A 19,548-nucleotide genomic window follows, 5' to 3' on the forward strand; every position below is an offset into this window, starting at 1 on the left:
TCAGGCGGGCAGCTCCGCGGTCGGCACCGGGCAGGCCAGCGGCCGCTCCTGGAGCCAGGTCCACAGCTGGTCCGGCGGCAGGGGCCGGCTGAGGTGGTAGCCCTGGACGACGTCGCAGCCCAGGGTCGCCAGCGCGTCGACGGTGGCCTGGTCCTCGGCGCCCTCGGCGACCAGGACGAGGTCGAGTGCGTGCGCCAGCTGCAGGGTCGACGTCACGATCGAGGCCGCCCGTGAGCTGCCGGTCATGGCGCCGATGAACACGCGGTCGAGCTTGAGCTCGGTGACCGGCAGGGCGGCCAGGTAGGCGAGGCTGGAGTAGCCGGTGCCGTAGTCGTCGATGGAGACACCCACCCCGGCGTCGCGCAGCCGCGACAGCACGCGGACCGCCCGCTCCCGGTCCTCCATGAGGATGCTCTCGGTCACCTCGAGCACCAGCACCGACGCGGGCAGGTCGTAGCGCCGCAGCAGGGCGGCGACCTCGTCGGGGAACTCCTCGTCCACGAGGTTGGACGGGCTGACGTTGACCGAGACGGTGAGCAGGCTGCCGGCGTCGGCCCACCGCCGGCACTGGGCCAGCGCCATGTCGACGACGGTCGAGGTCAGCCGGCTCATCAGCCCGGCGGACTCCGCCAGGTCGATGAACGCGTCGGGGAACAGCAGGCCGCGCGCAGGGTGCTGCCATCGCACCAGGGCCTCGACGCCCTCCACCTCACCCGTCGCCAGGGCGATCTTCGGCTGGTAGTGCAGGACGAGCTCGCCGGCGGCGATCCCGCTGCGCAGCTGCTCGACCGCCTCGATCCGGTGGCGGCCGTGCCCGTCGCGCTCGTCGTCGTAGACGGCCACGCCGGTGCGCGCCGCCTTCGCCGAGTACATGGCGAGGTCGGCCAGCTGCAGCAGCTCCTCCGCGGAGGCGGAGTGCTCGGGGCCACGGGCCACCCCGACGCTCGCGTCGATGGTCAGGCCCATGCCGCCGATGCGGAACGGCTGCTGCAGCTGGATCCGCAACCGCCCGGCCAGCGCCAGCGCGCCGGTGTCGTCCAGGTCGCGGGCGAGGACGACGAACTCGTCGCCGCCGAGGCGCGCGAGCAGGTCGTCGGCGCGGAGCTCCCGGCCCAGGCGCGGGCCGACCTGCCGGAGCAGGGCGTCACCGACAGCGTGGCCGAGGGAGTCGTTGATCTCCTTGAAGCGGTCGAGGTCCAGCACCAGGACGGCGACGTCCCCGCCGCCGGCGAGGCGGACGTCGGCCAGTTCCAGCGCCTCGAACACCGACCGGCGGTTCGGCAGGCCGGTGAGCTCGTCGGTGCGCGCCTGCCGCCGGCTGTCGGCGAGCGCCCGCACGTCCCGGAAGGTCAGGCCGGTGCGGGTCAGCGCGGCCAGCACGGCGCACAGGGCCAGTCCACCGGCGACGGGGTCGCCGCCGGACAGGTAGCCGGAGAAGAGCAGCCCCACCGCGGCGAGCGCGCACACCGCCGGGACGAGGAGGACGACGTGTCCCTCTGCTCGCACCGCGGTCCCGCCCCGCGTGGGGTGGCAGGCGGCGAGGCCCAGGCAGATGAACGCGACACCCCACGCCATGTCGAGCGGACCGCCCACCGTGTACGTGCCGTGGACGACCTGGAAGGCGTAGACGGTGTCGGTGACGACGAACAGCGCGATACCGCCGGTCAGCCACCACCAGCCGGCGCCCGCACCCCGGCCGATGACGACGAGCGCGCCGGCCAGCAGGCCGAGCAGGAAGAGGTCGGCGGCCGGATAGGCGACGCTGGTGACGACGACCGCGACACTGCCTTCGGCGGTGCGGAGCAGGGCACCGAGAGCGAGTGCCGCCGCGAACGCCGCGGCGGTCAGTCCGGTGACGATGCAGTCGAGCCACAGGGCGAGCGTGAGCCGCCGCACCCGCGTGCGCGCCATGAGGAACAGGGCAGCGAAGGCGAGCGGGTAGAAGCCCATGTAGCCGAGGTCGGACCACGACGGGCGGGGCGCGACGGGCAGGAAGCGGTAGTACGCCTCGTAGGCCACCGCACCGGCGAGATAGGAGGAGACGGCGGCTGCGAAGCACCACCACGCGCCCCGGTCCTCGGTCGCGCCCGCGCCGCGCACGACGAACATCAGGGCGACGCCGACGAGGAACACGAGCTTCCCCTGGGCGGCGAGCAGGGCGCCGACGCCGGTCGCCCCCAGCGCGCCGGCCAGCAGGGCGACGGCCCACGTGCCGCCGAAGACGACGGCGAGGATCCGCACCGTGCGCAGCCTGCGGTCGACTGCACGCCCCCGGGCCCGGAGGCCCGCGGCGCTCGCCGGCAATATCTGCATGAGCGCTCATCGGCTGCAGCCGTCCGCGCCTGCAGCATTCCGGCCCGGAATCGTCCCGACCGCCTCCCTTCGGGTGAGCCCTCACTGTCGCCCGTCGTCGACTGTTCGGCGGCCGCGGCGCGGAGCGGGGGGAAGGCTGACGGGGGGTCACCTCCGCCCCTCGGCGACCTACGGCCGGCGCTCGCCCCAGGACGACTCCGACCCCGTTCGCACGACCTCGGCACACGCATTCCTCAAGTTCCGAGGCGGACGCGTCGAGAACAGGCTCGTGGCACACGAGTCGGGAGGCGATGGCGCAGCGGTGTCCCAGGATCCCGGGAGGGAGCGCCGGAGGGGCGCACCGCTCTCCCGGTCCAGGCAGGCCGTGTGCATCACCGGGCTGATCGCCGGGCTGCTGGCGATCGCGGCGATCCTCGGCCCCCTCCACGCGGAACGCACCGCGTACCTGCCGGACGTGCACCTGCCCTGGTGGGCGGTCGCGCTCGCGTTCGCGGCCACCGACGTGTTCGTGCTCAACGTGCAGGCGCGACGGGAGACCCAGACCGTCTCGCTGAGCGAGATCCCCGTCGTCCTGGGCCTCTTCTTCGCCGCGCCGGGGGCACTGCTGGCCGGCCGGTTGATCGGCTGCGCCGCCGCCATGATCGTCTACCGACGGTCTCCTCCCTTGAAGATCGCCTTCAATCTCTCGCTGGTCCTGGCGGAGACGACCGTGACGATCAGCGTGTTCCTGGCACTGGCTCCCGCAGAGCCCGGCGTCGGACCCGTCTCGTGGGGTGCGGCCTACGCGGCCGCGTTCATCGCCGACCTGATGGGCGCCGTCGCGATCTCGTGCGTCATCGCGGTTCGCGACGGCGGGGTGAATGTCCGGTCGCTGCTCTCGGGTGCCGGGTCGCTGAAGGTTCCCGCCCTCGCCGTGACCGTCGGCCTGGTCAGCGTCATCGGCCTGTCCGCGGCCCCCGTCAGCGCGTGGCTGCTCCTCGCGTTCGGGGTTCTCATGCTGCTGGCCTTCCGGAGTTACGCCTCCCTGACCGAACGCCACATGGATCTCGAGCGCCTCTACCGGTTCAGCCAGGCGGTCGCCGGCTCCTCGGAACTCGACGAGGTCATGCGCAACGTGCTCGAGGAGGCGAGGGAACTGCTCCGTTCGGAGCGCGCGACCGCTGCCTTCACCGGCCCCGACGGGCAGCTGCTGGCCCGCGTCCGCCTCGATGCCGCAGGGCACCTGTCGCGGTCGGAGGAGCCGGCCGGGAGCGAGGACGCGTGGCTGCTCCGGCAGGTGATCGACGGCGGTCGGCCGATCGTCCTGCCCCGGTCCACGCGCGTGCCCGAGGCCCGGCGGTGGCTGCAGACCTACGGCATGCGCGACGCCATCGTGGTGCCGCTCACCGGAGCCTCCGGGATCGTCGGAGCCCTGGTGGTGGCCGATCGGCTCGGCGACGTGCGCACGTTCGAGGAGGACGACGCACTGCTGCTCGAGACGGTGGCCAGCCACGCAGCCGTCGCCCTGCGCAACGGCGAACTCATCGGGCAGCTCCGGCACGACTCCTTGCACGACGCCCTCACCGGCCTGCCGAACCGAGCCGACGTCCACCGACGTCTCGTGACGTCGCTCGCCCCGGCGTCGGACGGACCGGTGGACTCCCTCGCCGTCGTGGTGCTGGATCTCGACGAGTTCAAGCAGGTCAACGAGACCCTCGGCCACCGACAGGGTGACGAGCTGCTGCGCGAGGTGGCTCTCCGCCTCGAACGGGTCGTCGGGGCCGCCGGAACGGTGGCCCGGCTCGGCGCCGACGAGTTCGCGGTGGTCCTCCCGGCGGCCAAGGACCCCGAGCACGTGGTGCACCTCGCCCGGCGTGCCCTCCGGGCGCTCGAGCGGCCCGTGCAACTCGACGGGATGCCGGTAGGGATCGGGGCGTCCGCCGGGATCGCACTGGCCCCGCAGCACGCGACCGACGCCGACTCGCTGCTGAAGTGCGCCGACATGGCGATGCAGGACGCGAAGAGCTCGACGAGTCGGGTCCGCATCTACACCCCCGACCTCGAGAACGACAGTCCGCGGCGGCTGACGCTGGTGTCCGACCTGCGTTCGGCCGTCCACGACGGCCGGATCGAGGTGTACGTCCAGCCGCAGGCCGCACTGGCGGACGGGCGGGTCACCGGGGTCGAGGCCCTGGTCAGGTGGCACCACGCGTCGCTGGGCTGGATCCCGCCCGACGAGTTCATCCCCGTCGCCGAGCGCAACGGGCTCATCGGTCCGCTCACGACACGGGTGCTGGACGCGAGCCTCGCCGCCTGCTCACTCTGGATGGACGCCGGCCACGAACTGGGCGTCGCGGTGAATCTCTCCACCCGCAGCCTGCTCGAGGACGACCTCGTCCGGCAGGTCGGCCTCCTGCTGGCCACCCACGAGGTGCCGGCCGACCGGCTGACGCTCGAGATCACCGAGGGTTCGGTGATGGTGGACCCGGCGCGAGCGGTGGCGGTCCTGAAGGACCTCCGGGGACTCGGCGTCCGACTGTCGGTGGACGACTTCGGCACCGGCTACTCCTCGCTGGCCTACCTGCAGCGCCTGCCGGTGCAGGAGGTCAAGATCGACCGCAGCTTCGTGTCGGACCTCGGCTCGGCGCCGGAGAACGCGGCGATCGTCCGCGCGATCATCGACCTCGGCCGCCACCTCGACCTGGAGGTGGTCGCCGAGGGCGTCGAGGACGCGGCGACCTGGGACCTGCTGGCCGTCCTCGGGTGCGATCTCGTCCAGGGCTGGCATCTCGCCCGCGCGATGCCGATCGACGACCTTCTCCCCTGGTTGGTTGCGCGGCGGCCCGGCTCCACGACGGGCGCAACGGTCAGCTGAGGTCTCCGGTCCGTCGATGGCGGTCCGAGGGCCGTGACGAGCCGGATGCCACACTGCCGCGCGTGACAGCGACGCCGTCGACATCGCCCACGAGGGGGCTGGGCGGGGTCGCGCGTCCGGTGACCCACCTCGCCGGGGCCGGTGCGCTGGGCATCCTCGCGGCGGTCATGGGCGTCCCGGTGGCGCTCGCCGGCCTGTTCGGCGGCGTCCTGGCCCTGCTCGTGGGGCTCGCCCTCGTCAGCGCCGTCGTCTCCCTCCTCGGCGTCGGGCTCGACACCGCCGCCGGTCCCGACCGGGACGGCTCGGTCGCCCGCGGCATCACCCTCGGGGTGCTGGGGACGGCAACCGTCGCCGTCCTCGGCCTGATCGCGCTCCGCCTGGACGTCGGCGACGGGCTGCCGGTCCCACTGCGGTACGCGGCTGCCGCGCTGCCCTTCATGGCGATCGCGGGCCTCCAGTGGCGGGGGTGGCTGCGCATCGGCACGGCCGTGGTCCTGGCCGGCACGGCCGCGGTGCTGGGCGTGCCCCGCGGACTGGAGGCGGCGCAGGAGAACCGCGCGTCCCTGATCGCCACCGAGGTGGGGACGACGGCCCGGCCGTGGGTGACGCAGGTCGACGGGCTGCACGCGCTGCCGCCGCAGACCACCGGGAGCGGCTACCTCTGGACGGTCTACGTCGACGGGGACGAGACGCCGGTCGTGCACCTGCTGCGGATGCCGGAGGAGGGTGTGGTGCTCGGCGGCGGCCCCTGCACCGCCGCCTTCTACACGCCGGAGGGCGACTTCACCCTCGACGCCTGCACGACGGCGGACGGCGGGACGTGGCTGCGGTCGGCAGCGGGGTACTGGCAGCAGCTGGTCCGCCGCGTGGACGGGACGTGGCTCGGGGCGACGGCCCGGCCCGGGGTGCCGCAGGACCTCCTCGACCAGGCGCTCGCGCACGCCCGGCCGATGACCGAGGACGAGTACGACGACTGGTTGGACGAGATCCTCCCGTCCCCGGCGGGGTACTGAGCCGTGGCGACCGGACGGTCCGGTGCTGGTGGCCTCCGTGCCCGACGAGGGCACGAAGGCGGCCCTGCTGGCCACGGAGCCGGACGCGTACTTCACCACCTCGCACGTCGACGGCTGGGGCGGCCGTGCGCGTCCGGCTCGAGCGCCTCGACGAGACCTCGTTGCGCGAGCCGGCCGCCGACGCGTGGGCGGCCCGGGCATCGCGGCGACTGGTCGCCGGGAACCCTCTGGCCTCCGGCTGAGCCACGTCCTACGGTCGCCCCGTGGCGAGCTGGGACGACGTGGCGCGGATCTGCCTCGCGCTGCCCGAGACCAGCGAGGCGACGTCCTACGGCTCGCGGGCCTGGCAGGTGCGGAACAAGACCTTCGTCTGGGAGCGACCGCTGAGGAAGAAGGACGTCGCCGAACTGGGCGACTCCGCGCCCGGCGGACCGGTGCTCGGCGCCTACGTCCCGGACGAGGGCGCCAAGAACGCGCTGATCGCCGAGGAGCCGGACGTCTACTTCACGACGTCCCACTTCGCCGGCTTCGCGGCGGTGCTCTGCCGGCTCGAGGAACTGGACACGTCCTCGCTGACCGAGCTGGCCGGTGAGGCGTGGGCCTGCCGGGCGCCGAAGCGGCTCGCGGCGCAGCACGCGCAGGACCCCTAGGCCGACGGCACGATCCGCTGGACGACGTCGTCCGGCATCAGCCCGGCCTTGCCGAAGCGACGGGCGGCCTCGAGGAACTGCGGCGCGGTGCCGGCGAGGTCGGCGAGCATCTCCCGGGCGGCGTCCTCCCGGCCGGCCAACGCCGCGACGACCGCCCGCCACATCAGCTGGTCCGGTTCGGTGGCCGCGTCCATCGGCCGCAGCAGCTCGAGCTCGCGGTCGGCGGTGACGGGGTCGCCGTCGATCGCCTGCTGGAACGCACGCACCACGTCCTGGTACCGGGCGCGGGTGACGAGCAGCTCGGCGAGGGCGGCGACCGGGTCGGCGGAGTCGTCGACCCGCAGGTCCACGGCCATGTCGTGCCAGGGCCGGCCGGTGGTGGACGGCCGGATCACCATGATCGCCGCGGAGCGGCGTCCCCGGAAGTCGCCGCCGGCCTCCTCGGCCGCCTGCAGGGCGTTGAGGAGCCGCTGGGCCAGCGGGCCGCCCGAGGCCTCGTAGCGCTCGACCATCGCCTCCCAGACCCAAGGCGACGCGGCCATGTTGGCCAGCGACACGCAGGTCTCCCCGATGAGGTGCCCGGCGGCCTCCACGCAGGAGGACCCGGTGTACGCGGCGAGGTCGCCGTTCACCCCGAGGACGGCGACCTGGCGGCGCTCCGGCTGGGGGTCGACGCTGCTCAGCGCCGTCAGGACCTCCTGGGCGGTGAACCCGCCCTGCAGGAGGTCGAGGCCGACCGAGCCGTACATGGGCTCGGCCATCGACTGGGTGGCGATGACGCCGTGGCCGGGCAGGGCGAAGGGCACGCTGCTGCCGACGGCGAAGGCCTGCGACTGGGTGGCGACGCCCATCTCCCCGGTGGCGGCGTCACGGGCGACGATCGAGTAGGTCACCGGTCAGTCGTCGTCCTCGCTGCCCTCGTCCTCCTCGACGTCGTTCCCGCTGTCCTCCTCGACGGTGTCCTCCGCCGTGTCGGAGCCGCAGGCGGACAGGGTGGCCGTCCCACCGGAGAACAGAGCTGTGACGGTGAACAGGGTCGCGACGGATCGTCTGATGCGCATCCGTCGACCGTAAGGGCGCGGACGGGGACCCGCCGTCCGGAGCCGGGCCGTCGCTAGGCCGGGACGCCGTCCATCGCCTCGGCGGTGATCGTGACCGACCGCAGCCGGGCCTCGGTGGTCGGTGCCTGGTGGGCGACGATGAGCTCGTCGGCGTCGGCCATCTTCCGGAAGCCGTCGAGGAACGCGCTGATCTCGGCGTGGGTGCCGACGGCGGTGTGGGTCAGCATCTGCCCGACGTGCTGCCCCGCGCCCTGCGCGAGCAGCTCGTCGGCCTGGTCGTCGGTCAGCTTCTGACCGCGGCCGAAGAGCCCGATCGCGAGGTTGCGCCGGACGGCGGCGAGGTTGTCCTGCGCCCCTTCCACGGTGTCGGCGGCGACCACGTTCACGCCGGCGATGACATAGGGCTCGTCCAGCTGGGCGGAGGGCTTGAACTCGCGGCGGTAGGCCGCGACGGCAGGCTCGAGGAGCTGCGGCGCGAAGTGCGACGCGAACGCGTAGGGCAGGCCGAGCGCGGCCGCGAGGGTGGCACCGAACATCGACGACCCGAGGATGTAGAGCGGGACGTCCGAGCCCTTGCCCGGGATGGCGTCGACGCCGGGCACCCGGGTCTCCCCGGCGAGGTAGGCCTGCAGCTCCAGCACGTCCTGCGGGAAGCGGTCGGCGGAGTTCGGGTTCCGGCGGAGCGCGTACATCGTGTTCTGGTCGGAGCCGGGGGCGCGGCCGAGGCCGAGGTCGATCCGCCCGGGGTACATCGCCTCGAGGGTGCCGAACTGCTCCGCGATGGTCAGCGGCGAGTGGTTGGGCAGCATGACCCCGCCGGCCCCGAGCCGGATGCTCGTCGTCCGGGCGCCCACGTGGGCGATGAGGACGCTCGTCGCCGAGGACGCGATCGAGGGCATGTTGTGGTGCTCGGCGTACCAGACCCGCTGGTACCCGTGCTCCTCCGCGCGCTGGGCGAGGGCGACGCTGGCGGCGATGCTGCTGGCGGCGGTCTCGCCGCGGGCGATGGGAGCCAGGTCGAGGATGGACAGCGGGATGCGCATGGAGAGGTGCCCTTCGGGTCGGTTGCCCGTGCAACGCCGGGGTGCCCGGCGCCCTTCCCCGCACCCGGTCACACAGCGTTCCCCCGGCGTCCACGGGCGGGTGACGCGTCGCCCCGGCCGGGTGAACGTCCGGTCCGGTGGTCACGCCGGGTGACGGGGATGGGTCAGGATCGCCGACGTGCCGGGGGGACGACGATGGACGCAGCGGGGGCCGAGCCGCCCCGACGGCCCGTGACGGGCCGCTCCACCGGACGGAAGGTCCTCCAGTCGATCGGCGTCGTGGCCGCCTGGGCCGCGGTCGTGGGACTGGGCACGTTCGGGACCTTCAGCGACCCGGCCACGCCCCTCAGCGGTATCCGCGAGGACCCTCCGCCGCACCGGCTGGTCGTGCCTGACGGCGACGGCGGCCTGCCCGGGTACGGGTAGGCCGCACCCGCGCGCGAAGCCCTGTCCCCCCGACCGTCCGCGGGTGTACAACCTGCGTCGTCATGGGGGAAGACTGCCCCCGTCGAGGCGGTCTCGGAGGGGACAGACGACCGTGAAGCAGACCTACCGTGTGATCGCCGGGCTCATCGCGCTCGGTGTGCTGGTGCAGGCGGCCGCGATCGCCTTCGGGTGGTTCGACGCCATCCACGACCTGGACAGCGGCCTGGTGATCGACGAGAACTACGAGGGCAACGCCGGCCACGTGATCCACGGCATGAACGGCTTGATCGTGATGCCGGTGCTCGGCCTGCTCCTGCTGATCGTGTCCGCCTTCGCCCGCAGGGAGGTCCCGGGCGCGGTCCAGTGGGCGGGCATCGTCTTCGGCCTGATCGTCCTGCAGGTGGCGCTGGCCTTCGTGTCCTTCAGCGCGCCGGTCGTCGGCACCCTGCACGGCATCAACGCGCTCCTCATCATCGGCGCCGCCGGTCGCGCGGCCGCCCTGACCCGCACGACGCAGGCCGCCCGTCGGTCGAGCGAGGGTGGCTACGACGTCCCGGCCCAGAGCACCGGCTCCGCCGCGCCGCAGTCGACGCGCACTGTCTGAGCGGCCGCGCCGCCGCTGGTGGCTGGTCGTCCCGCTCGTCCTGCTGCTCGCCGTCCTCGGCGCGCTCGGCTGGATGTGGTGGTCGAGCCTGGTCCCCTCGACGTACAACGTCATGGAGATGGGCACCACCGACTTCGGCGGTGGGCCCGCGCACGAGCACGGCACGGGCAGCGAGCGCAGCGTCGCCGAGCTGACCGGCCCGGCCTCGGGCGAGCCGGACGTCGCCGTCGAGCTCGCGGCCACCCGGGGACGGTTCGCGCTCGCCAGCGGTGAGCAGGTCGACGGCTACACCCTCAACGGCACCTCCCCCGGCCCGGCGATCGAGGCGCGCCAGGGTGACCTCGTCGAGGTGACGCTGACCAACGTCGACGTGCCCGACGGTGTGACGCTGCACTGGCACGGGGTCGACGTCCCGAACGCCGAGGACGGCGTGGCCGGCGTCACCCAGGACGCCGTGCCGCCGGGCGGGGAGCACGTCTACCGGTTCGTCGCGGAGGACGCCGGCACGTACTGGTACCACTCGCACCAGGTCTCGCACGCGCAGGTCCGTGGTGGGCTGTTCGGCACCCTCGTCGTCCGGCCGCCCGGGGAGCGCGCGGAGCAGGACGTCGTCGCGACGGTGCACACCTACTCAGGACGACGCACCATCAACGGCCGCACCGGGGACTCCGCCGTGGTCACCGAGCCGGGCCGCCCGGTGCGCGTGCGGCTGGTCAACACCGACAACGGGCCGCTGCGGGCATGGGTGAGCGGCGCCAGCTTCCGGGTGGTCGCGGTCGACGGCACCGACGTGCACGGGCCGACCGAGGTGACCGACGAACGTCTCCTGGTCACCGCGGGAGGGCGGGTCGACGTCCTCCTCGAGGCGCCCGCGCGCATCGACACCAGCGGCGGGGCCGCACTCGTCGTGGGTCCGCGGGGCACCCGGGTGGCGGCGGCACCGGAGCCCGCCGAGCCGGTCGACCTGCTGACGTACGGCACGCCGGCGGAGCTGTCGTTCGACCCTGACGACGCGGACCGGCACTTCACCTACGAGGTCGGCAGGCGGATCGGCTTCCTCGACGGGAAGCCCGGCTTCTGGTGGACGGTCAACGGCCGGCTCTTCCCCGACGTCCCGATGTTCCACGTCCAGGAGGGGGACGTCGTCCGGATGACGATCCGCAACGACAGCGGCGACGTGCATCCGATGCACCTGCACGGGCACCACGCCGTCGTCCTGTCGCGGGACGGGGTCGAGGCCACCGGCAGCCCCTGGGTGGTGGATTCGCTCAACGTCGAGGACGGCGCGACGTACGAGATCGCCTTCGTCGCTGACAACCCCGGTATCTGGATGGACCACTGCCACAACCTCGACCACGCCCGCGACGGACTGGTCGCGCACCTCGCCTACGCCGGTGTCGCCGAGCCGTTCGCGGTGGGCGGCGACGCCGGGAACGCCCCGGAGTAGGCCGCTCGTCGCCACGGGCCCTCAACCGTCACCCATAGTCACGACAGCCTCATCCCCGCCCGGTGCCGCAGCGCGCTGAGCTGCGCCGTCACTCCTACGGGTGGAGCGGGCTGCGCTCCACCCCCATTGCCGATTACCGTGCGTGATGGCCGCGCCTGCGGTCTGACCACGGGGGGAAACATCGTGAGCACGTTCTTCAGGCTCGGGCGCGCGTCCGGCCGCACTCTGACCGACCAGCGACCCGCGGGGCGCTTCAGCCGGGCCGCCCGGTCCGCCACCGCCGTCGCCGTCCTCACCGTTCTCGGCGTCGGAGCCGGTGTCGGCCTGGCCGCACCCGCCTCGGCTGCGATCGGCTGCACCGTCAACGTCGTCGCGCACCCGGACGACGACCTCTTCTTCCAGAACCCGGCGGTGCGCAACGACATCGTCGCGCGCAAGTGCGTGAGCACCGTCTACGTCACCTCCGGCGACGCCGGCTCCGGCACCACCTACTCCCAGAACCGGGAGAAGGGCGTGCAGGCGGCCTACGCGAAGATGGCGGGCGTCTCGAACAAGTGGCTGACCCTGCGCCTGCCCACCGGCGGCCAGACCGTCACCTCGAGCGTGCTGATCTCGGCGCCGTGGGTGAGTTTGACCTTCCTGCGGCTGCCGGACGGCAACCTGGACGGCAGCGGCACCAGCGCCTCGCAGTTCACCAGCCTCCAGCAGCTCTACCTGGGCCAGATCCCGTCGCTGAAGACCGTGGACTCACCCATCCAGACGTACACGTCGGCGAGCCTGATCAAGACCCTCGGCCAGGTCTTCACGACCCTGAACGCCACGACGGTCCGCACGCTCGACCACCTCGGCGACTTCGACGAGGGCGACCACAGCGACCACTACACCGTCGCGCGCTTCGCATCGATCGCCCGTGCCCAGTACAAGCCGTCGGCGTCCTTCGTGGGTTACCTCGGCTACCCCGGCACCTCGCTCAGCGCCAACGTCACCGGCAAGGACCTGACCGCCAAGCAGGCGGCCCTCATGGCCTACGCGCCCTACGACTCGTCCATGTGCCAGACCCTGGCAGCCTGTGACGCGCGGGGCGACAGCCAGTGGCTGTCCCGGATGCACCTCGCCACCGAACTGCACGCCGTCCGGCCGATCACGCCCGGCAACGTCGCGCCGGCTGCGACCGTCACCTACTCGTCGCAGGACTGGGTCAACGGTCAGCAGGCCAAGAAGGCCATCGACGGCGTCATCGACGGGTTCCCCGGCGACTCGACCGCCGAGTGGGCGACCCAGGGCGGCGGAGCCGGCAGCTGGCTGCAGCTCAACTGGCTGGAGCCGATCCAGATGGACACCGTCGTGCTGTACGACCGCCCGAACCCCAGCGACTGGGTGACCGGCGGGAAGCTCACGTTCTCCGACGGATCGACCGTGGCCGTGCCCGCACTCGACAACGCCGGCGGCCCGACGACCGTCACGTTCCCGGCCCGGAAGACGACGAGCCTGCGCATGGCGATCACCAGCGTGGGCCCCGGCACCGGCAACGTGGGGCTCGCGGAGCTCCAGGCGTGGACCGCGGGGTCGACCCCGACCTACCCGGCGCCGGCACCCGCTCCCGTGACGCCGCCTCCGGCGCCGACGTGCGGGACGCCGACGGCCCCGACCACCGCGACGGCGCCGACCCCCACCACGATGCCGGCCGTCACGGCCGACCTCGCGGCGGCTGCCTCGGTCACGGCTTCCTCGGAGAACGCAGCCGGCGGCCAGACCGCGGGCAAGGCCGTCGACGGCACCGTCGACGGGTACCCCGGCGACTGGACCGCGGAGTGGGCGACCCAGGGCTGCGCGGCCGGCACCTGGCTGCAGCTGACCTGGCCGACCGCGGTGACGCTGGACCGGATCGTGCTGCACGACCGGCCGAACGCCAACGACCAGATCACCGGGGGCACGCTCACCTTCGCCGACGGGTCCACCGTCGCGGTGCCTGCGCTGGCGAACGACGGCTCGGCCACCACGGTGAGCTTCCCCGCCCGCTCGACCACGAGCGTCCGTCTCACGATCACCGCCGTCAGCGCGACGACGGGCAACGTGGGGCTGGCGGAGATCCAGGCGTGGACCGCCGTCCCGGCGGCACCGGCTGCTCCGGCCGCCCCGGCCGTTCCCGCGGCTCCCGCGGCTCCGGCCGTTCCCCCGGCTCCGGCCGCTCCGGCCCCTCCGGCGGCTCCGCCTGCTCCGCCGGTCGACCTGGCGGCCACGGCGACCCTGACCGGTGGCCTGGGTTCGCAGTCGAACGGCGTGGGTTCCTGGATCCAGCTGAACTGGGGCCAGGCCGTCACGGCGGGCCGGCTCGTCGTCACCAATCCCACGGGCAACCTGGGGGTGACCGGCGCGACGCTGACCTTCGCCGACGGGTCGACGGTGACCCTCCCGGCCACCGCGGTCAGCGGGAAGACGCTGACCCTGGCATTCCCGGCGCGGGCGACCACGTCGCTCCGCATCACCGTCACCTCGGTGCAGGGCACGCTGGCCAACGCGACCAAGGCCGCCCTGCAGGTCTTCGCCTCGTGAGCCGTGCCGGCCTCAGCCGGTGATCCACGCCTCGGCCCGCCCGCGCACCCCGCGCGGGCGGGCCGGGGTCGTGGAGGGAGGGCTCAGCGACTCTGCAGCGCGTCCAGGGCGACGGCCATGCAGGCCGCGACCCGGAAGTCCAGGCGCGGGTCCGGCACGGTGACGTCGTAGCGGTCGCGGATGGCCTTCTTCCGTTCGCTGACCATCACGGTCTGCCCGGTGGCGGTGTCGACGAAGTCGAAGTGGAAGACGAAAGGCACCCAGATGTCCCCGATGTAGGGGATGAAGTCCCAGAGCCGGCGGAGGATGGCGATGAACAGCCGGCGCTCCTGACCGACGGCCTGGATCCCCGGCGCAGACAGGTTCCAGGTGGAGCGCAGCAGGCTCGCCCCGAACTGCTTGCTGAACCAGCCGAGCGGCCGCCCGTACTCGTCGAAGACGTCGTGCTCGGCGTGCACGTCGAGTCGCTGCCGCGCCTTGAAGGAGAACACCGGGCGGCTCTTGGACTCGTCCGTGAAGAAGATGACCTCCTCCTTGAGCTTCATCCGCTTCTGCTCGGCGAACGCCATCAGCGCGCCCTCGGAGCCGTCCGGATTGGCCGCCCGGATCTCGTACCGGTTCACCATCACGGTGATCCGCTGCTTGATGAAGAACCGCGGCACGACCATGGGGGCCGGCTGCTGCTCGTGGGAAGGCTCGTTGGAGGGCATCGTCACGGCGGGCTCCCGAACTTCCGAGGACACGTGGAGGAGCCTCCATCCTGGCGCATTCCCGACGGGTGCGGACCGGGTGCGGGCGCGGTCACGCGCGGATCGCGTCCAGCAGCTGCAGCAGCTCGTGGGCGGCGAGCTCGATCTCCTTGTGACCCCAGTGGGCCGCCCGGTAGTGGCAGGCGATCAGCCCCATGCGGTGCACCCGGCGGAAGTCGCCGTAGACGAAGCCCTACCGGGCCTTGGTGTCCTCGGTGGCGCCCTCGGTGAGACCGAGGTGCCAGGCCCCGTACTCCGCCCAGGGGTGCTGCCGCAGGAAGGCGTTCTCGTCCTCGGCCGAGGGCTGCACGCGGCCCCACTCGCTGCGGAGGACGAACTGGCGGGCCCGGATCAGCTCCTCCGCCCGCGCGACGCCCTGCTCGTTCACCGTGTACTCCGCCATCCCTGCCTCCTCGGTTCGTGTCGTCGCCGGACACGCGCACGGTGACCGAACTGCCGCCGGGAAGGGCTTTACCCAGGCCGGACGTCCGTGATCGACTGCGCTCCTCGCCGCAGCGGGGCGGCGGGGACCGGCAACCTGGAGGCAGCGATGCCGTTGGTGCAGGGCGTGGCGGCAGCGCGCACGGGAGTCTTCTGCGAGCCGGGCCCGATGGCCCCGTGACGGCGACCGCGCCACGCCGCACCGGGGCCGTCACTCCCGGGGGCGGCAACGGGGCTCCTCCCCCGCGCCGGGCCTGGATCGCCGACCGGACGCTGCGCACGGACCGGTGGTGGTTGCAGCCACTGCTGACCGTCGTCGCCCTGGTGCTGTTCATCATCTACGCGACGTTCAGGGCGTTCCAGAACGCCCACTACTTCTCCGAGCCCTACATCTCGCCCTTCTACTCGCCGTGCATCACGACGGCGTGCGAGGGAGACACCTTCCCGGAGCTGTTCACCGGGCCGACCTGGATCTCGCCGGCCCTGTACATCCTGGTCTTCCCGCTCGGGATCCGGATGACCTGCTACTACTACCGGAAGGCCTACTACCGGTCGTTCTGGCTGTCGCCCCCGGCGTGCGCCGTGGGTGAGCCGCACCGCCGCTACACGGGGGAGACGCGGCTGCCGCTGGTCGGTCAGAACATCCACCGGTACGCGCTCTACGCCGCTCTGGTGATCAACGTCATCCTCTTCTACGACGCCGTGCTGGCCTTCCGCGACGAGACCGGCGCGTGGGGCCACATGGGGCTCGGCACAGTGATCCTGCTGGCCAACGCGGTCCTGCTGTTCCTCTACTCGCTGTCGTGCCACTCGTGCCGGCACATCATCGGTGGCCGGCTCAACCACTTCTCGAAGCACCCGCTGCGCTACAAGGCCTGGGGCTGGGTGTCGCGGCTCAACGGCCGGCACATGCAGTTCGCCTGGGCCTCGCTGTTCAGCGTCGCGTTCGCCGACTTCTACGTGCTCCTGCTCGCCACCGACACGATCAACGACCTGAGGTTCTTCTGATGGAGCTCGAGCGGCACGAGTACGACGTCGTCGTCGTCGGGGCGGGCGGTGCGGGCCTCCGGGCCGCGATCGAAGCGCACGAGTCCGGCGCCCGGACGGCCGTGGTGTGCAAGTCCCTGCTCGGCAAGGCGCACACGGTCATGGCCGAGGGCGGCATCGCGGCGGCCATGGCCAACCTCTACCCGGAGGACAACTGGCGGGTGCACTTCCGCGACACCATGCGCGGCGGGAAGATGCTCAACCACTGGCGCATGGCCCAGCTGCACGCCCAGGAGGCACCGGACCGGGTCCGCGAGCTGGAGGACTGGGGCGCGCTGTTCGACCGGACGGCGGACGGCCTGATCAGCCAGCGCGACTTCGGCGGCCACCGCTACGCCCGCCTGGCCCACGTCGGCGACCGGACCGGGCTGGAACTGATCCGCACCCTGCAGCAGCGCACCGTCGCCCTCGGCATCGACGTGTACATGGAGTGCACCGTCACCCGCCTCCTCACCGACGCCGACGGCGTCACCGGCGCGTTCGGCTACTGGCGGGAGTCGGGGCGGTTCATCGCCTGGCAGGCGCCGTCGGTCGTGCTCGCCACCGGCGGGATCGGCAAGTCCTACAAGGTCACCTCGAACTCGTGGGAGTACACCGGCGACGGGCACAGCCTGGCGATGCAGGCCGGCGCCACGCTGGTCAACATGGAGTTCGTCCAGTTCCACCCGACGGGCATGGTCTGGCCGCCGTCCGTGCGCGGCATCCTGGTCACCGAGAGCGTCCGGGGTGACGGGGGCATCCTCAAGAACTCCGCCGGCAACCGCTTCATGTTCGACTACATCCCCGATTTCTTCCGCAAGGAGACGGCGGAGACCGAGGCCGAGGCCGACCGCTGGTACGACGACAAGAAGAACAACCGGCGCCCGCCGGAGCTGCTCCCCCGCGACGAGGTCGCGCGCGCGATCAACAGCGAGGTGAAGGCAGGGCGGGGCACACCCCACGGCGGGGTCTACCTCGACATCGCCTCCCGCCGGACGCCGGAGTACATCCGCAAGCGCCTCCCGTCGATGTACCACCAGTTCAAGGAGCTGGCCGAGGTCGACATCACCGCCGAGGCCATGGAGGTCGGGCCGACGTGCCACTACGTGATGGGCGGGGTGGAGGTCGACCCGGACACCGAGGCGGCACGCGTCCCCGGTCTCTTCGCCGCCGGTGAGGTCGCCGGCGGCATGCACGGCTCGAACCGGCTCGGCGGGAACTCCCTCTCGGACCTGTTGGTCTTCGGCCGCCGGGCCGGCCTCGCGGCCGCCGAGCACGCCCTGCGGCGGATCGACCGGACGCACCTGGACGACGACGCCCTGGCCGACGCCGCCCGGGCGGCGCTGGCACCCTTCGACCGCGAGGGCGGCGAGAACCCCTACACGGTGCAGCACGACCTGCAGCAGACGATGCACGACCTGGTCGGGATCATCCGGACGGCGCCGGAGATGGAACAGGCGCTCGAGCGGATCGCGGCGCTCAAGGAACGGGTCGCCAACCTCTCCGTCGAAGGTCACCGGCAGTACAACCCCGGCTGGCACCTGGCGCTGGACCTGCCGCACATGCTGGTGGTCAGCGAGGCCATCGCCCGGGCCGCGCTCGAGCGACAGGAGAGCCGGGGCGGGCACACCCGCGACGACTACCCGGCCACCGATGCCGAGTGGGCGAGGACGAACCTCATCTGCTCGCAGGCACCCGACGGCTCGGTCGCACTGACCCGGCAACCGCTCCCCCAGATGCCCTCGGAGCTGGCCGAGATCTTCGAGGAGGTCCCGGCGTGACCCACGACGCGACGTTCCGCGTGTGGCGCGGCGACGCCACCGGCGGCGACCTGCAGACGTTCACGGTGGCGGTGAACGAGGGCGAGGTGGTCCTCGACGTGATCCATCGCCTGCAGGCCACGCAGGCCGGCGACCTCGCCGTCCGGTGGAACTGCAAGGCCGGCAAGTGCGGGTCGTGCAGCGCGGAGATCAACGGGCGCCCGCGGCTGATGTGCATGACCCGGATGAGCACGTTCGCCGAGGGCGAGACCGTGACGGTCACCCCGATGCGGACGTTCCCGGTCATCCGCGACCTGGTCACCGACGTCTCCTACAACTACGACAAGGCCGCGCAGATCCCGGCGTTCACCCCCCGGCCGCGGGAGAAGGACGGCAGCCACCGGATGCAGCAGATCGACGTCGAGCGCTCGCAGGAGTTCCGCAAGTGCATCGAGTGCTTCCTCTGCCAGGACACCTGCCACGTCATCCGTGACCACGAGGAGAACAAGGCGGCCTTCGCCGGTCCCCGCTTCCTGATCCGCCTGGCCGAGCTCGACATGCACCCGCTGGACGTCGTCGACCGCAAGGACGCCGCGCAGGACGAGTTCGGCCTCGGCTACTGCAACATCACCAAGTGCTGCAGCGAGGTGTGTCCCGAGGGCATCCACCTCACCGACAACGGGATCATCCCGCTGAAGGAGCGGGTGGTGGACCGCAAGTTCGACCCGCTGACCTTCCTCGGGTCGAAGATCGGGCGCCGCCGCAAGGAGTAGTCACTCCTCGTGCTCGGCCTGGCGCCGCTCGGCGCCGGTCTCCCCCGCGTAGCCGACGTCCTGCCCGGCGACCCGGCCGACGAACGTGCCGGACTCACCGGTGCCCGTGGTGGCGCCGGCGTCCGGCTCGTCGCTGTCGCCGCCGCCCGTGGCGCGGGACAGCGCCTGGGCGTCGTCGGGGTCGACGTCCTCCTCCGACGGCCGGGGGTCGGTCACGGCGCACCGTCGTCGAAGTAGGTGCCCGCGGGGGGCAGCGGACGGCGGACCACGGGGCGCACCTTGCGCGCGGCCGGCAGCCGGGCGGTGTAGCTCTCCGCGTTGGCGCGGATGTGCGCGAGGTCGTCGTCCGTGGCCTGGCGGACGACCTTGGCCGGCACCCCGGCGACGACCGAACCCGGCGGCACCGTGGTGCCGGGGGTGACGACGGCGCCGGCCGCGACGATGGACCCGGCGCCGATGCGCGCCCCGTTCATCACGACGCTGCCCATGCCGATGAGGACGTCGTCGTCGACCCGCGCGCCGTGCAGCACGACGCGGTGCCCGACGGTGACCCCGCGGCCGACCAGCAGCGGGAAGCCGGGGTCGCAGTGGAGGGTGCAGCCGTCCTGCACGTTCGTGTCGGGCCCGAGGACGATCACCTCCTCGTCCGCGCGGGCGATTGCGCCGTACCAGATGCTGGCGCGCGCATTCATGGTGACGGCGCCAACCACCACCGCGGTCGGGGCGACGAAGGCCTCCTCGTCGATCTTCGGTGCACCGAAGTGCAGTTCCGCGATGTAGTTGTCCGCCATTCCGCGTCTCCCGGTCGTCCTCTGCCGGCAGCGAGCGCGTCGGC

18 protein-coding genes are annotated in these 19,548 nt (G+C 72.6%); 10 read left to right on the forward strand and 8 right to left on the reverse strand.

All coding sequences use genetic code 11. The annotated features are described in order from the left end of the window. On the reverse strand, positions 1–2,313 hold the full coding sequence (locus E4P40_RS12940; RefSeq protein ID WP_135158993.1) for an EAL domain-containing protein: 2,313 nt from the start codon (positions 2,311–2,313) through the stop codon (positions 1–3). Positions 2,314–2,677: 364 nt separating this feature from the next. Between E4P40_RS12940 and E4P40_RS12945 the strand changes: the two genes are divergently transcribed. From E4P40_RS12945 to E4P40_RS12955, 3 genes are all read left to right on the forward strand, one after another. Further along, positions 2,678–5,167, forward strand: a complete 2,490-nt coding sequence (locus E4P40_RS12945) for a bifunctional diguanylate cyclase/phosphodiesterase (RefSeq protein ID WP_167762219.1) — start codon at positions 2,678–2,680, stop codon at positions 5,165–5,167. 62 nt (positions 5,168–5,229) lie between these two features. Beyond that, on the forward strand, positions 5,230–6,180 hold the full coding sequence (locus tag E4P40_RS12950; RefSeq protein WP_135158995.1) for a hypothetical protein: 951 nt from the start codon (positions 5,230–5,232) through the stop codon (positions 6,178–6,180). A 263-nt stretch (positions 6,181–6,443) separates the two neighbouring features. Beyond that, positions 6,444–6,830: an MmcQ/YjbR family DNA-binding protein gene (locus E4P40_RS12955; protein WP_135158996.1), complete on the forward strand. Its 387-nt coding sequence runs from the start codon at positions 6,444–6,446 to the stop codon at positions 6,828–6,830. On the opposite strand, the gene E4P40_RS12960 is transcribed toward E4P40_RS12955, so the two are convergent. From E4P40_RS12960 to E4P40_RS12965, 3 genes are read right to left on the reverse strand one after another with little or no spacing between them, the layout of a single operon-like run. Then, a complete protein-coding gene (locus tag E4P40_RS12960; RefSeq protein ID WP_135158997.1) occupies positions 6,827–7,723 on the reverse strand; it encodes a DUF1028 domain-containing protein in 897 nt (298 codons plus the stop codon). The two genes, E4P40_RS12955 and E4P40_RS12960, sit on opposite strands and share 4 nt — an antisense overlap. Positions 7,724–7,726: 3 nt before the next feature. Continuing rightward, positions 7,727–7,891 (reverse strand): hypothetical protein, encoded by a 165-nt coding sequence (locus E4P40_RS28100; protein WP_167762220.1) that lies wholly within the window; start codon positions 7,889–7,891, stop codon positions 7,727–7,729. A gap of 53 nt (positions 7,892–7,944) precedes the next feature. Beyond that, positions 7,945–8,934 (reverse strand): LLM class flavin-dependent oxidoreductase, encoded by a 990-nt coding sequence (locus E4P40_RS12965; protein ID WP_135158998.1) that lies wholly within the window; start codon positions 8,932–8,934, stop codon positions 7,945–7,947. A gap of 195 nt (positions 8,935–9,129) precedes the next feature. Between E4P40_RS12965 and E4P40_RS12970 the strand changes: the two genes are divergently transcribed. The 4 genes from E4P40_RS12970 to E4P40_RS12985 all read left to right on the forward strand — a co-directional run bounded on the left by E4P40_RS12970 (position 9,130) and on the right by E4P40_RS12985 (position 13,964). Further along, positions 9,130–9,360, forward strand: a complete 231-nt coding sequence (locus E4P40_RS12970; RefSeq protein ID WP_135158999.1) for a hypothetical protein — start codon at positions 9,130–9,132, stop codon at positions 9,358–9,360. 112 nt (positions 9,361–9,472) lie between these two features. Then, entirely contained in the window at positions 9,473–9,964 is a 492-nt protein-coding gene (locus E4P40_RS12975) for a hypothetical protein (RefSeq protein WP_135159000.1), read from the forward strand. Further along, complete coding sequence (locus E4P40_RS12980; RefSeq protein WP_209305294.1) at positions 9,900–11,411, forward strand: multicopper oxidase family protein; 1,512 nt, start codon at positions 9,900–9,902, stop codon at positions 11,409–11,411. Before E4P40_RS12975 ends, E4P40_RS12980 begins: the two co-directional genes overlap by 65 nt. Positions 11,412–11,594: 183 nt before the next feature. Next, the gene (locus tag E4P40_RS12985) at positions 11,595–13,964 is read left to right on the forward strand and encodes a discoidin domain-containing protein (protein ID WP_135159001.1); all 2,370 of its coding nucleotides are present in this window, start codon (positions 11,595–11,597) and stop codon (positions 13,962–13,964) included. A gap of 83 nt (positions 13,965–14,047) precedes the next feature. On the opposite strand, the gene E4P40_RS12990 is transcribed toward E4P40_RS12985, so the two are convergent. Together E4P40_RS12990 and E4P40_RS28555 are read right to left on the reverse strand one after the other, a co-directional pair. After that, positions 14,048–14,674, reverse strand: coding sequence for a hypothetical protein (locus E4P40_RS12990; RefSeq protein ID WP_245160310.1), 627 nt, complete (start codon positions 14,672–14,674; stop codon positions 14,048–14,050). A 232-nt stretch (positions 14,675–14,906) separates the two neighbouring features. After that, positions 14,907–15,116, reverse strand: a complete 210-nt coding sequence (locus tag E4P40_RS28555) for a hypothetical protein (protein ID WP_209305296.1) — start codon at positions 15,114–15,116, stop codon at positions 14,907–14,909. Between the two features lie 215 nt (positions 15,117–15,331). Between E4P40_RS28555 and E4P40_RS13000 the strand changes: the two genes are divergently transcribed. Genes E4P40_RS13000 through E4P40_RS13010 form a run of 3 tightly spaced genes read left to right on the forward strand, consistent with a single transcriptional unit; the run spans position 15,332 to position 18,713 of the window. Continuing rightward, positions 15,332–16,162 (forward strand): hypothetical protein, encoded by an 831-nt coding sequence (locus E4P40_RS13000; protein WP_135159002.1) that lies wholly within the window; start codon positions 15,332–15,334, stop codon positions 16,160–16,162. Further along, entirely contained in the window at positions 16,162–17,961 is a 1,800-nt protein-coding gene (locus tag E4P40_RS13005) for a fumarate reductase/succinate dehydrogenase flavoprotein subunit (RefSeq protein ID WP_209305297.1), read from the forward strand. Before E4P40_RS13000 ends, E4P40_RS13005 begins: the two co-directional genes overlap by 1 nt. Further along, positions 17,958–18,713 (forward strand): succinate dehydrogenase/fumarate reductase iron-sulfur subunit, encoded by a 756-nt coding sequence (locus E4P40_RS13010; RefSeq protein ID WP_135159003.1) that lies wholly within the window; start codon positions 17,958–17,960, stop codon positions 18,711–18,713. The genes E4P40_RS13005 and E4P40_RS13010 overlap by 4 nt, the downstream gene beginning before the upstream one ends. Here E4P40_RS13010 and E4P40_RS13015 read toward each other — a convergent pair whose 3' ends face one another. After that, the gene (locus tag E4P40_RS13015) at positions 18,714–18,929 is read right to left on the reverse strand and encodes a hypothetical protein (RefSeq protein ID WP_135159004.1); all 216 of its coding nucleotides are present in this window, start codon (positions 18,927–18,929) and stop codon (positions 18,714–18,716) included. Further along, complete coding sequence (locus tag E4P40_RS13020) at positions 18,926–19,504, reverse strand: gamma carbonic anhydrase family protein (protein WP_135159005.1); 579 nt, start codon at positions 19,502–19,504, stop codon at positions 18,926–18,928. The genes E4P40_RS13015 and E4P40_RS13020 overlap by 4 nt, the downstream gene beginning before the upstream one ends. Positions 19,505–19,548: the final 44 nt, after the last annotated feature.

The sequence above is a fragment of the Blastococcus sp. CT_GayMR20 genome (assembly GCF_004570345.1).